General features: G+C 48.3%; 11 protein-coding genes. 2 read left to right on the top strand and 9 right to left on the bottom strand.

What is annotated here, in order from left to right:
- Positions 1–312 precede the first annotated feature (312 nt).
- The 3 genes from HP401_RS32135 to HP401_RS32145 all read right to left on the bottom strand — a co-directional run bounded on the left by HP401_RS32135 (position 313) and on the right by HP401_RS32145 (position 4,313).
- Positions 313–1,275, bottom strand: coding sequence for a metal-dependent hydrolase (locus HP401_RS32135; RefSeq protein WP_173606428.1), 963 nt, complete (start codon positions 1,273–1,275; stop codon positions 313–315).
- Between the two features lie 181 nt (positions 1,276–1,456).
- Positions 1,457–3,247 (bottom strand): M3 family oligoendopeptidase, encoded by a 1,791-nt coding sequence (locus HP401_RS32140; protein ID WP_173606429.1) that lies wholly within the window; start codon positions 3,245–3,247, stop codon positions 1,457–1,459.
- Between the two features lie 124 nt (positions 3,248–3,371).
- Entirely contained in the window at positions 3,372–4,313 is a 942-nt protein-coding gene (locus HP401_RS32145; protein ID WP_173606430.1) for an MBL fold metallo-hydrolase, read from the bottom strand.
- Positions 4,314–4,477: 164 nt separating this feature from the next.
- Between HP401_RS32145 and HP401_RS32150 the strand changes: the two genes are divergently transcribed.
- Positions 4,478–4,987, top strand: coding sequence for a Crp/Fnr family transcriptional regulator (locus HP401_RS32150; protein ID WP_007722490.1), 510 nt, complete (start codon positions 4,478–4,480; stop codon positions 4,985–4,987).
- A 25-nt stretch (positions 4,988–5,012) separates the two neighbouring features.
- On the opposite strand, the gene hmpA is transcribed toward HP401_RS32150, so the two are convergent.
- Positions 5,013–6,230 carry an NO-inducible flavohemoprotein gene (hmpA, locus tag HP401_RS32155; RefSeq protein WP_173606431.1) on the bottom strand — a complete coding sequence of 406 codons (1,218 nt, stop codon included), beginning with the start codon at positions 6,228–6,230 and terminating at the stop codon, positions 5,013–5,015.
- Between the two features lie 230 nt (positions 6,231–6,460).
- Between hmpA and pdxR the strand changes: the two genes are divergently transcribed.
- On the top strand, positions 6,461–7,903 hold the full coding sequence (gene pdxR / locus HP401_RS32160; RefSeq protein WP_173606432.1) for a MocR-like pyridoxine biosynthesis transcription factor PdxR: 1,443 nt from the start codon (positions 6,461–6,463) through the stop codon (positions 7,901–7,903).
- Here the strand turns inward: pdxR and HP401_RS32165 are convergent.
- From HP401_RS32165 to HP401_RS32185, 5 genes are all read right to left on the bottom strand, one after another.
- Positions 7,881–8,417, bottom strand: a complete 537-nt coding sequence (locus tag HP401_RS32165; RefSeq protein WP_012684869.1) for a pyridoxamine 5'-phosphate oxidase family protein — start codon at positions 8,415–8,417, stop codon at positions 7,881–7,883. The two genes, pdxR and HP401_RS32165, sit on opposite strands and share 23 nt — an antisense overlap.
- A gap of 162 nt (positions 8,418–8,579) precedes the next feature.
- Positions 8,580–9,068 (bottom strand): DUF2199 domain-containing protein, encoded by a 489-nt coding sequence (locus tag HP401_RS32170; RefSeq protein WP_173606433.1) that lies wholly within the window; start codon positions 9,066–9,068, stop codon positions 8,580–8,582.
- A gap of 130 nt (positions 9,069–9,198) precedes the next feature.
- On the bottom strand, positions 9,199–9,714 hold the full coding sequence (gene mobB, locus HP401_RS32175) for a molybdopterin-guanine dinucleotide biosynthesis protein B (protein WP_173606434.1): 516 nt from the start codon (positions 9,712–9,714) through the stop codon (positions 9,199–9,201).
- 3 nt (positions 9,715–9,717) lie between these two features.
- Entirely contained in the window at positions 9,718–10,977 is a 1,260-nt protein-coding gene (locus HP401_RS32180; protein ID WP_173606435.1) for a molybdopterin molybdotransferase MoeA, read from the bottom strand.
- A 42-nt stretch (positions 10,978–11,019) separates the two neighbouring features.
- Positions 11,020–13,368 (bottom strand): FdhF/YdeP family oxidoreductase, encoded by a 2,349-nt coding sequence (locus HP401_RS32185; protein ID WP_173606436.1) that lies wholly within the window; start codon positions 13,366–13,368, stop codon positions 11,020–11,022.
- Between the last annotated feature and the right edge of the window lie 142 nt (positions 13,369–13,510).

Genomic DNA, 13,510 nt, shown 5'->3' on the forward strand with positions numbered 1-13,510 from the left:
CAAAGCCACCCTACGGGCGGAAGTTTCTCAAAGAAGAAGTGTTCGACAAGCGTGGTCCCCTTTTGAAAGTTCCAACTGGGAACGCGTTGTCAAGGTCTACGAGCCCTGTGCTTTTTCTTCTTACCAGCTTTGTTGGTTTATCGATACCATCTAAACCTTTGGCAAAAAAACACTATCTAGGCATTTTCAAGGGGGGCAGCAGAAAGTTTTCCTGAAACCATGCAAGAAGCAGACGCTGAGGTGCCTTGTTCACACAAAAAAAGTAAGCCCCCAGCTTCACTAACTGACGAGGCTTACCTATACTAGCTTCCCTTATACAAACGGTGGGTCCCACGCTTTTTTTCGCCAACCCAACCGATGATCAACGACGTTCAAATCACGATCCAAGACAACATCTACGCCAAATGGTAGCTTGCGGTTGTACCAAAAGCGCACATCGCTCCACGTGACTTCATAACCATCGGCAATCTCTTTCCATGTGACGTGGATTCGTTGAGCAAATCCGAGAAAAGCACGAACGCCATCCACACCGACAGTAGCCTGAATGATCGCATCACGCTGTTGCTTCGGATATACATCCTCCAGTATCACACGCGCATACTCGATTCTCCCTGTGTAAAACAGTTCCTCCGTCTCAACAACGAATCGCCAGTGAAAAGGATGTATGCTCGGGAACACATGGGATATGCCCCTTGTTTTCAATGCCCTTACTACCCGTTTGACGTTACGGTGATGCTGCCAAGCCCGCACGCCAATATACACGAGCGTCATGGCATATGCAACCGGAAATAACACGCTAGGATCTCCTCTAAAAGCGAGCCACCAGATCGCCGTTGCCAGATGAACCGCGAACACCAGTGGCTCAAAAATCGCGAGCACATCCAAATGCACCCAACGCTTGCTAATAGGACGAATACATTGGACTCCATAGGCGTTTAGCATATCGAGAAAAACATGCAGCATAACAGCCAACAGCGTCCAACCGTACAAAATACCGAACTGCCCCATGAGCCCAAACCCCCAGGCAAGAGAAAGACTAATGATGAGGGGCCACAGAAATAAGGCGGGAATGGAATGCGTAATTCCTCGATGAAAGCGAATGTAAAAAGAAATACCGCGAAGTCTGGCCACAGTGTCGAAATCCGGGGCATGAGAACCCACTACCGTTGCGATCATCAGCGCCTGTGCAAGCGCTGGATCATTCGCCACTGCCGGCGTGATATGAGCTAACCCCGCCAGAGTGACACCCAACAAAAGATGACTGCCAGTGTCCATTACGATGCCTCCCTTTACAAGTACTCCCTTCCCTTTTACTGTACGAGAAAATAGCGAGGATTCTATAAACCGCAGGTAAATGTTATCCGAAGATTTCTTCTGCAATGTTAACAATCTCTCAACGAAAAAAGCAGCCTGCCAGAAAAGTGACAGACTGCTTGGAACTAATTTATTCGTACATTTATGCTTCTTCTGTCAGGCACAGGAATTCGTCGATGTCTGCCACAGCCAGGTCAACAGCTTTTTGCCAGAACTCAACTGTTGTCATATCCTCGCCGAGATGCTTCTTCGCCAAGTCTTCCACCATCAGGCGGCCTGTATCTTGGAGCAGTGCATCGTATTTCGGCGCGAAGCTCTCCCCTTCTTCAAGCGCACGCGCATAGACACTCATGCTGAACAAGTACCCGAATGTGTACGGGAAGTTGTAGAACGGGTACGACGTGATATAGAAATGCAGCTTGGATGCCCAGAAATGCGGCTCGTAATCTGCCAAAGCGCCGTTGTACGCTTGCTTTTGCGCGTCTTCCATGAGTCGGTCGAGATCAGCCGCACTCACGAGACCTTCTTTGCGCTTCTCATAGAAATTTTTCTCGAAAATAAAGCGAGCGTGGATGTTCATGAAAAACGCGACGATGGATTGCAGCTTATCTTCCAAGAGCACCAGTTTTTCATCGTCATTGGCTGCATTTTTCACAGCAGCGTCAGCGAGGATCATCTCTGCGAAGGTCGATGCTGTTTCCGCTACGTTCATCGCGTAGTTTTGGTTAAGGGCTGGCAAATCCCACATGACTTGCTGATGATACGCATGCCCTAGCTCATGTGCCAGTGTGGATACATTACTTGCGCTTCCCGCATACGTCATGAACACGCGAGATTGTTTACTGACTGGGAAGCTCGTGCAGAATCCGCCTGGGCGCTTGCCAGAACGATCCTCTGCCTCGATCCAGCCCTCATCGAATGCCTTTTGGGCAAACTCAGCCATGCTTGGATTGAAGCGATTGAATTGCTCAACGATCAGGGCAGCTGCTTCATCGTAGGACACTTCTTTATGTACCTTACCGACTGGAGCTCCTACATCGTACCAGCTGAGCTTGTCTACACCGAGCAGCTTTGCCTTGCGCTCCAGGTAGGCAACCAGACGATCCTTGCGATTGTCGATGGCCTGCCACATCGCGTCGAGTGTTTTTTCCTGCATCCGTCCAATATCCAGTGGTTCACGCAGAACGGAATCCCAGCCACGATGACGGTACAGAGAGAGACGGAAACCACCCAAGTGATTCAGCGCTTGTGCGCACAGCTCCGTTTCCTTGCCCCAAGCTTCCTTCCACTTTTCAAAAACATGAGAACGCACAGCACGGTCAGGACTGCTCATCAGGTTAGAAGCTTGCCCCACGGACAGCTGCTTCGTCTCTCCATTGACCTCAACCTCAATGCTCATACGTCCCACGACCGCATTGTACAAGTCTTGCCAAGCGTGATAGCCGTCCACAGCTAAATCGTTTGCCAGCACTTCTTGTTCAGGCGACAGCTTTTCCTGTGCACGGCGGCGGCGCTCATCCAGCACAAAAGCAAGCGATTGCAATTCTTCGTCTGCCAATAAATTCTCCCATGCAGCCTCGTCGATAGCCAGCAGCTGTTCTTCCCATCTCGTCAATACTGCACCAAACGCAGCTGAGATGCTCTTTACACGACCACCCATCAGTTTGGCAGGCTCATCCTTTACATTTTGAGCAGTCAGGCAGGAAATGAATGCACCTGCTTGTCTCACTCGCACGGCAATGCTTTGAACTTGAGCGACAACCTCTTTGAAAGCGGCTGTTTCATGCAAACCAGCGCCAGATTGCTCGAAACGCGCTTTCAGGTTCGCAATATCCCCTTCCACTGTCACTAAAAACGCCCGAAAATCCTCTGATTCACTGCCACCAGGAAAAATCACATCCATATCCCAGCGTTGCGGCAATGCTTTTGTCATATGTACCCCTCCTCAAAAAACTCCTTCGATAAAAATATTTCTATAATAAGGTAGCTATTCCCTCCCCATTTATTCATATCGTTAAAAAAGCGACTGCCATGTAAGCAGTCGCTACTTTTCACACCTATTGAACAGGGATCGAAAACGTCTCCCCTTGTTTTTCAACAACGATCCTATCCCTCTCGTCCCCCGCTGCTACCAACAGACGCTCGAACGGCTCATCAACTGGCTCACGCGAGAGCACAAACGTATTCCAATGAATAGGCACCAGCCACTTGGCTTTGGTCTCCTTGAACATTTGCCATGCTTGCTCTGGCGTACAATGCGCTGCCTGATACGAGTCTGGCTTGTAGGCGCCAATCGGCATGAATACCAGATCGATCGGCCCGAATTGCTTCGGCAAATTTTCCATAGAGATATATGCGGTATCGCCGGGATAGAGGATGCGCACACCATTTTTCTCAATCATATAGCCATTGTAGCCATACTCATGATTCCATGGAAAACGGTTGCCCCAATGTCGGACAGGAATCGCCGTAATCGTCAGTCCTTCTTTGGTTGTAACGGCTTCACCTGGCTGCATTTCCTCATACGAACCAAATGGCATATGCTTGAACAGTTTGCTCGTCTGGTGCGCTGTAATGACATGTGTGGATCGATTCGCTATTTTCTGCAAGGTTGGCAGATCGATATGATCCAAATGGGCATGCGATAGCAAAATGATATCTACCTCGCCAAGTTCAGAAAAGTCGAGGGCAGGAGGTGTAAAGCGCTTGGGACCAAAATGGACACCTACTAGCTTAATCCCCAGCTTCTCGCCCAAAACCGGATCCGTCAGTATTTTCGTACCAAACATATTCAACAGAATCGTCGAGTGGCCGATCCATGTAAACGTAACCTCATCGTGACTCCAGTCGGCAGGCTTTGGCTTTTTCGTGTCCAGATGACGAAACTCCGGCTTCGGTAGCTGTCCCATATGGTACCAGTAGCGGTAAGCCACATAGCCAATCAATCCGAGTGTGAGTACCCCCACTATGGAGCCTACCCATGTAAAAAAGTTGAGCATCAGACAACTCCCTTATCTAACTGTGATTTCCTCATTATAGCAAAAGGCATCATTGCTGTAGCAAGCCTAAAAAAGCGGTAAACTGCTTTTTACGCTTGCTTACTTCCTCCTGCCTGACTTGCTATAATTGCTAGAGAAAAACGTAGAGAATCGAGGAGAAACCCATGATCCTGCACAAGGGAGAAGTCCTGTTTCGACAAGGAGAAACTGGACCGCTCTATCATCTGAAGAGCGGTCTGTTAAAAATCGTTCGGGTACATGCAGACGGAGCATTGACGCTGGTCAACATCATCGTGCCAGATGAGATCATTCCGCATCATTCGTTGATGAGCCCGAATCCCTATTACGGGACAGCAATCGCTCTCGTGACCTGTGAGATCGAAGTACTGTCTGCCCCGGATTGGTATCGCCATCTGGATGACCATCCTGAAAAGTGTCGTGATATCGCGCTACAGCTGCAAGGGAAGCTGAGGATGATGCAGCAGCGTATCGACCAATTGACCGAAGTCTCTCCTGCTGAAAAGCTTCGCAAGCTCCAGCTTTGGTTTCAGACATTCATTCCTGTCGCCTCGCTTTCGGAGTTGCTGACTCAGGATGAAATCGGTCAACTCATCGGACTTCGCCGCGAAACGGTAAATCGACTGCTGCGCGCTCAAGCTGCGAATCGCGAGTAAGCATACGCTTTTTTCGTGGTTGCCTTTATGCCAAGTTCGCTGCCGGTCCAAAAAACTCAAAATGAATATCTTCTGCTGGCACTCCCCATTCCAACAGAGCACCGTTGATCGTCTTCATGAATGGAATTGGACCACAGAAATAGTAGCTCGCCTCTTTTGTATCAATGACCTTTTGCAGCCATTGCAAGTCGATATATCCTTCTTTCTGGAAAGCACCGTTCAATCGATCCTGTTCGGTCGGCTGTGTATAGCACCAGTGAACAGAAAGCTGCGGATGTTTTGCGGCCAACTCCTCTACTGCCTGCTTCATGGCATGCACATTTCCGTTTTTGGCTGCGTGAATGAAGGTGATCGGACGGTCTGTTCCCGATTTAATCAGTGTGTTCAGCATGCTGATCATTGGGGTCAATCCAACACCACCACTGAGAAGCACAACCGGACGGCTGTCCTCTTGCTGCAAGGTAAAATCTCCAGCCGGAGCAGACAACTGCAGACTATCTCCTTCCTTCACTTCCTCTGACAAATAAACGGATACTTTTCCTGCTGGCTTATCCTGCATCGCGTCCTCGCGTTTGACAGAAATGCGGTAGTACGCATTCCCTGGCGCATCAGAGAGACTGTACTGGCGAATGTGCGTAAATTGCTCGCCCGGTAATTCTACCTTGATGCTGACATACTGTCCTGGCTCATAGCTGGAGATCGGTTGACCATCCGCCGGAACCAGATAGAAGGAAGTAATTACGTCGCTTTCCTTCACCTTGCGTTGGACGATAAACTCTCTGAAATCAACCCATCCTCCAGGCTGTCCGCTCGCCTCTTTATACATTTCGTGCTCTACACCGATGAAGGCATCCGCAATGACCCCATACGCTTCCGCCCACGCCTGTAAAATCTCGTCCGTAGCCGCATCCCCAAGTACGTCTTTGATTGCAGCTAGGAGATTTTCCCCGACGATCGGGTAGTGTTCGGCCTTCACTCCCAAGCTGCGGTGCTTGTGTCCAATTTGCTTCACAACAGGCAAAATCGTTTCCAGCTTATCAATATATAAAGCCGCAGCATACACCGCATTTGCTAGAGCTGCTTGCTGTCTTCCTTGCTTTTGATTGGCGTGGTTGAAAATATGGAGAAGCTCAGGGTGCTTAGCAAACATCATTTGATAAAAACGTTTTGTAATGGCAGTTCCGTGCACCTCTAGTACAGGAACGGTTGATTTTATGATTTCAATGGTTTTTTGACTTAACATCGTAGAACCTCCTTGAAGTGCTTCGTTCTTTCTATATTTCAAGTGTACGGGAGGTTCACAGATACACATGTGATTCTAGTCACAGGAAATCGAAACCATTTGTGACAATTTCAAAACACCCTAAAAAAGTTATCCTCCAACCGTCTTGTTGCAAAAAAAATGATGGCCATGATAGCATAGCAACCAATGGATTGTTATTAAATTCCACGAAAAACAGTGAAGGTGAATGAATGCTAACCGTAAACCGAGATGACGAACGTCCAATCTGGCAGCAACTGCTGGACCAAGCGATCCATAATATTACCTCAGGAAAATGGCAGCCGGGTGAATTGCTACTACCCTCCCGCGAACTCGCTTCTTTAATTGGCGTTTCCCGTTCAACCATACAAATTGTTTATGAGGAGTTATTCAGCCGCGGCTACACTGTCACCTCTCGCCGCGGTGGAACGCGAGTTAGCGAATGGATTTATGCAACTCGTCCTTCCGAGGATGCTGCGCCCGAAGGACCTGTCCCTCCCGAATTGCCTTTGTTACACGCTACAATCGGTCATTTGCACGGTTGGTTCGGGGACAGAGATCGTCAAAAGGTTGAGGTCGATTTCAGTCCCCATGAGCCATATTTGGACGAGCATTTTCAAAAGATTTGGAGACGTTCGTTTTTACAGGCTTCCACAGAAACGGATCTGGACAGTTGGGCTTATGGCAATGCCTATGGATACCAACCGCTACGAGAACAGATTCAACGTTATTTGTCACTTGAACGGGGCGTTCATGTAAATATCGATCAAATCATGTTAACCTCAGGTGCACAGCATAGCATCGATTTGATCGCCCAAGCTCTTTTACAGGAAGGGAATACCGTTTCTGTAGAAGATCCTGGCTTCCCTGCTGCCTGGATGGCAATGAAGTATCGGCGTATGCAAGTTGTCTCCGTTCCAGTCGACGAGTACGGGTTATGCGTAGACCATATTCATCCGGGGTCCAAGCTTGTCTATGTCACGCCATCACACCAGTGTGCGGTTGGAGTCATTATGTCGGAACCTCGCAGGCAACAATTGTTACACATGGCTGCCGAGCAGCAGTTTTGGATTGTTGAGGATGATTACGACAGCGAATTTCGCTATCGCGGCGACCCACTTCCAACCTTGTTCAGTCAGCGACCTCAGAACACATTGTATATGATGAGTTTTTCCAAAATGATTGCGCCTGGTATACGGATATCGGCAATCGTTGGCCCCAAAGAGGCCATTCGCCAGCTCGCCCAAGTCCATGAATTAACCTATCGGCATCTTCCGATTATGGAGCAATTAACGCTTACTCATTTTATTGAGCATGGTCATTTCATGCGCCATATGAGGCGGGTTCGGAATGTATATCGGCGCAGACATGAAGCCATGACGAAGGCCATCATCACGACAGGACTCGGCGAACACTTCACACTAAGCGGCGTAGAAACGGGATTGCATATCCTTCTTGAAGCTGATCAATCTTTTGATGAAGAAGCCGCGACGATCCTAGCACTCGAAAAAGGAATCCGTGTTTATCCACTTAGCAAGTATTGTTTGAAAAGCGATCGAAAAGGATGGGTGCTGGGTTTTGCTAAAGTAGATGAATCCACCATTGAAGAAGGCATTTTTCGTCTTGCAGAGATTACACGGTTTTACCAGGATTGAACATTTTTTCTTCTTCTATTGGATTTTCTTTCGCAGTGATATGCTGTGGATCTATTCGGTACACCTGAACCGGACCACCGAATACTGCTGAACGGTATTTTTCTACATGCTGCTTGGGCAAAGGGCGATTATAGTAGCCTGGCACATACTTATTCATCATTTCTTGTAACATGTGTGTAGCCTCATCCAGATCAACGATAGGCTCAGCCTTGCCAAAAATCATTACACTCATATACGCTGTGTCCGTCTTAGCTGGCACCGGATCAGTAATCGTTCCATATTCTTCACAAACCGTAAAACAGACCTCTGGATTAGCATCCACAACCTGATTTCTTCTCCCGCCGGTGGCACCATGGAAATAAAGCTTCCCATTTGTCCAAACAAAATTGAGCGGAACAACATACGGCAAATGACCATCGACCATTCCCAGATGTCCGATTCTAGCTTGCTGCAAAAATGTCTCAATCTTGCTCTTATCTAATACTTCTCTCATTTTGTAACGCACTCCATCCATTGTTATCACTCCTATTTTTTTGAAATATGCTGCAAGTTTATCAGCCATTGGAGTGAATATATACGTCCAAAACTACCTGATTGAAGCAATCCATAAGCCATCGTCTAATGCATGAGAAAACGAAAAAGCTGCCGGAACATCCCGGCAGCAGGCATTTTCTTATTACACCGTATGATTGATGAAATGGGCAATTTCTTTCACTCTCTCCATTGTAATTCCTTCTCTTTGCTCAACTGCAAGTGGATGATTCGTTTGTTCTAATTCTATTAAGGGGACCGCACCAACTTTTTGTGTATGTACCCATGTCTTTAAGGATAGGGTGGTCTCTGGATAGATGGAAAGTTCAGTCGATAGCCAGCCAAAATAAGGTTCTTCATTTTCTCTTCCTTCTACGTGTAGCAATTCATTCGATCTCAAAAAGTTTTCTTCACTAAGAGAAACCCAAACACTCCATATAAATTTCTCAGTACTATCTATTATTGGTATTTCAATATGTCCTCTCATAAAGAAATGCTGTTCATCAATGACACAAAAGTCTTTTATTAATTCTGTTCGTTTCTCTTCTGGTACCATATAAAAATAATGTGGCGCTTCTATTCCGTAACAGAAAGGAATTTCATTTAATTCGTTGTGACAGTGAGGGCAGTTCATGTTTTTTGCTCCTTATCATTTCTCGCCGATTTTTTATTTACATTACCATATATTTCATGACATGGATCATCTCCCATGCTACAAAAAAAGATCATCCCCTATCAAGATGGAATGATCTCAATGCTTCTAATCAGTTTTGACAATGCCAAACGGAAACCCGTTCCCTTACAAAATTGGCTATGTTGTCTATGTCATTAATATCAAAAAAGGGTAACCCCGGCTGACGCTTGTCCGTCCAACCTACGATCCCTACTAGATGAGTAACGATCGAGAAAAGTTCCTCATCTTCTGATCTGCGAAGCAGGACGAGCTTGGGATAGCCTTCACGCTTGAAGCCTTCTACCAAAACGAGCTGGGCCCCGGCATCTGCCAAGCGCTGGATCAGGACGGATAACTCCTGCGGCTTTTGCTCCACGATGGCCGTTTTTGTTTTGGATGTGATCGCAACCACCGAGGCTCCGGCTTCACGATAACGCCAAGTGTCCTTCCCTGGCTGATCCCACTCAAAATCGTGTCCGCCATCATGTTTGATGACCCCAACTCTTATCCCTGCTTTTTCGAGAATGGGAATGAGCTTGGTGAGCAGCGTCGTCTTGCCACTGTTCGAATAACCGACAATCTGCAAAACACAAGGTGGCTTGACCATCTGCTATCCCTCTCTTCTCCAGGTTGGGGCGGCATGCGTGAGTACATCAACCAGCTCTCCTGCTTTTTTCCCGCTTCCTCCGGCTGGTATGATCATAAAGCATTCGCTGTCCTTCAACGTCCCCAGATTCCCTGCCTTTTCATTGAAATCAGGGATTGCGTGCAAAACCCCGTCTTTTTCAAGGAGCTTCCCTCGCAGATAACGCGGGTATGGACAAGGCTTCGTATAATCGACGCCGAGTCTCGCCTTAATCACCTGTTGCACGACATGGGCTTCTCCCGAGATGCGACGAATGGCTGCTCGCGCAAATAACTCAAACCCGAGGAAGCAAGCACCCGGATTCCCTGATAGGGCAATCAAAGGCTTGCCCTCCATGAGCATGGCTGTCGTCGGACTTCCCGGACGTATCGCGATCCGGTTGAACAAAAGCTCCACCTCAGGCTCATCTACTAAAGCCGCGATCACATCAAAATCCCCAACGGACACACCACCGCTTGAAATGACCAGATCCACGCCCCGAAAGCATTCACTGATTTTCTCCTTCGCCACCGACAGATCATCCGGCAATCTCGAAAACGAAACAGGGATGCCCCCTGCTTCGGCAATCAAGGCAGTTAGCATCACCGTATTACTGTTGCGAATTTTGCCTGGAGCAAGCGGCTGATCAATCTCCAACAGCTCGCTTCCAGTCGAAATCAGACCGACACGCGGCTTGCAGAACACCTCGACCTGCGAATAGCCAAACGTAGCCAAGCTGGCGAGAGTACCTGCGTTAATCCGTTCACCCGTTTTGGCAATGACCGTTCCTTTGGCCATCTCTTCACCACGACGCGATACATTTTCCCCAGGCTTCATCTCTCGCTTGATCCGTACAGTATCCGCTTCTTCGGCTGGGTTGTGCGTTTGCTCAAACATGATGACCGCATCTGCATCCGCAGGCATCATCGCACCTGTCATGATCCGCGTCGCGTAGCCCTTTTTCAGTTCTCTAGTAGGTACTTGCCCGGCCGCAACTGTCTCTAGCACTGTTAGTGTAATCGGGCGGTCAACGGAGGCCCCAATCGTATCCGCAGCTCTCACGGCAAACCCATCCAGCGGCGAGCGGTCAAAGTGCGGCAAATCGTATGTTGCACGTAGATCAGAGGCCAGTATCCGCCCGTATGCCTCCCCGATCTGCACTTGTTCCGTTCTCCCTGTCACTACTTTTGCCAAAAGCTTGCTCATCGCTTCCTCAACCGAGATTGTTTGTCGCGAAAAACGCATGGCTTGTTCCCCCTAATCTTGACCACCCATTGCTGCAGCTCGTCAGCCGACGTTTACTTCCAAATCTTCCACTTCTCTCTCCACGTATTTCAAATCTTTATTGGCGTGGAAAGTGTCCGCTTTTTCAACCTTCACGGCTGTATTGTATTCGGGAATACCTGCGTATGTCTCGTATACACCCTTCGGAATGAGTACGTTCCCTTCCGGCCAGTGTACTTGAATATTTCCGCGTCTTGTGTCCTCGAATTTGGCACGTCCTTGGAACGTCCCATATTTATTGTAAACGACGATATTTTCGCCTTCTGCAATGCGCAGTTCTTTTGCATCCTCTGCATTGATCAGGATATCATAACGGTCCGCATTGTTGAACGGGTCTTTCTTGCTATAAATCATCGAGTTGAACTGCTTACCGCGACGAGTCGTTACATAGAAGTGTCCCTCTGGCTTGTTCAAATCCGGAATCTCAATCGGAATCAGATTCGCTCGGCCATCCGGTGTCGGGCATACGCCGCCTTCACACAACCATGCACCGCCCCATTGGAAAACATCCCCGCGGTTTTTCAGATGCTGGATACCATCATAGTTCGGATTCGCCAAGGCAATCTCTGCACGAATATCAGCTGCGCTTGAGAAATGCATCAGATGCTTTTTCTCTGGATTGACCCGTGCCGCCAAATCTACGTAAATCTCCCATTCCGAACGAGCTTCTTCAATTCGTGGCCCTTCCACTTCAGCACTAAAGTAAACCATACGCTCTGTACTTGTCGAAGTACCGCCACCCGGCTGCTCGTAGCGAGTCATTGCTGGCAGTACGATGACCTCTTCCTTCGCATCCACCAGCGTAGATGTGTTGAAAATGATGTCCTGATGTACACGAACTTCTATGCTCTCCAAGCATTTTTGCATGAAGTCCGGATCTGGCATCGTCTCCAGGAAGTTGCCGCCACTCGTATAGAACAATCTGGTCTTGCGCTCATGTCCATCTGGCAACACTGCATTTTCCAAAGAAATACCGACGATATCTCCTTGCCATTTCGGGATCGGGAAGTTCCAGAGCTCTTCAATACGGTTCCATGATTTCTCTTCAAAATCTCCACCTGGCAAGCTGAACGGATCGGCACCCATTTCACCAGAGCCTTGTACGCCGGAGTGTCCGCGAATCGGCATGAGACCAGTGTGCTTGCGACCCAAGAATCCACGAAGGACGGCCAGATTGGCTACTTGAGAAATATTGTCCGTACCGAATTTGTGCTGGGTCAGACCCATGCTCCATACGAATACACCGTTTTTAGAGTTAGCGAGCAACTCTGCGAATTCCTTGATACGCTCGCGGCTAAGACCGGAGGATTCTACGATCTTGTCCCACGATTCATTCATCACATGCTTGCGCAGCTCCTCAATTCCGTTCGCATGCTCCTTGATGAATTCATGATTGATCGCAGAACCTGGTTTGGCTTCCTCCATCTCGAACCAAATCTTCATCACGCCGTTCATGAATGCGATGTCGCCGCCAATATTCACTTGATAGAAATCGTCCGCAATCTTCGTTCCGAACAAAGCACTATCTGGTACAGATGGAATCCAGTACTTCTCCATCGCTGGCTCTCTGTACGGGTTGATCAGGATGATTTTCGTTCCTGCTTTTTTCGCAGCATACATGTATTTCGTCGATACAGGCTGGTTGTTACCTGGTACAGAGCCCCAGAATACGAGCACATCGGTACCGATCCAATCCTGATAGTTACAGCTCGACGCACCAATCCCAACCGAACGCTTCAGTGCTGTCTTACTCGGCGAGTGGCAAATACGTGATGCGTTGTCGATGTTGTTGGTTCCGAGGAAACGAGCCATTTTAGCTGCCGTGTAGTATACCTCGTTCGTAATCCCACGAGCGGTCAAGAAAAAGGCCAGTTGTTTCGGGCTGATATTTTTGATTTTTCTCGCGATGCGGTTTAACGCTTCATCCCAACTAATGCGAGTGAACTTGTTTTCGCCTGGCTTTCTTGAAAGCGGATACGGAATTCTTCCCAGCTTGCGTAATTCTTCGCTGGACAGCTTACGTAGTGCATTTACATCTTCAAACCATTTGGCATCCATGGCAGGCATGGTATTGAGACGCAGTACGTTTAGTCTCGTGGTGCACAAATGCGGACCAGTCAACGTCTGATCGTAGAGACCGGATACGCCGAGAGCGCAGCCATCACATACCCCTTGGGTCAAAATGCGATAGGCATAACCCAAATTATCGCGATTGTCATACGCCACCTTCATCGTATCGCGAATGTGATGCGGCTTGATTTTTCCGAGCCCCATCGGCATCAGTGAAGCCCATAAGGAAGGCTTCCACGAAGTATCCAGCTTAATTGGTCCGCCATGCTTGGTCTTGCCCATTTCTTTTATCTCCCCTCTAATAAACTCCATTGAGACGAAAAAACCACCATGAAACCGTCCCTTGTCCTATAGGAAAAGAGCGTGTTCACGGTGGTTGTCTACGGCAGGTTCGCTACCTAGTCTCAACTTCGTGTTTGCTTTC

Origin of the sequence: Brevibacillus sp. HB2.2 (assembly GCF_013284275.1) — a bacterium.
In the GTDB taxonomy this organism is placed as follows: Bacteria; Bacillota; Bacilli; order Brevibacillales; family Brevibacillaceae; genus Brevibacillus; species Brevibacillus brevis_D.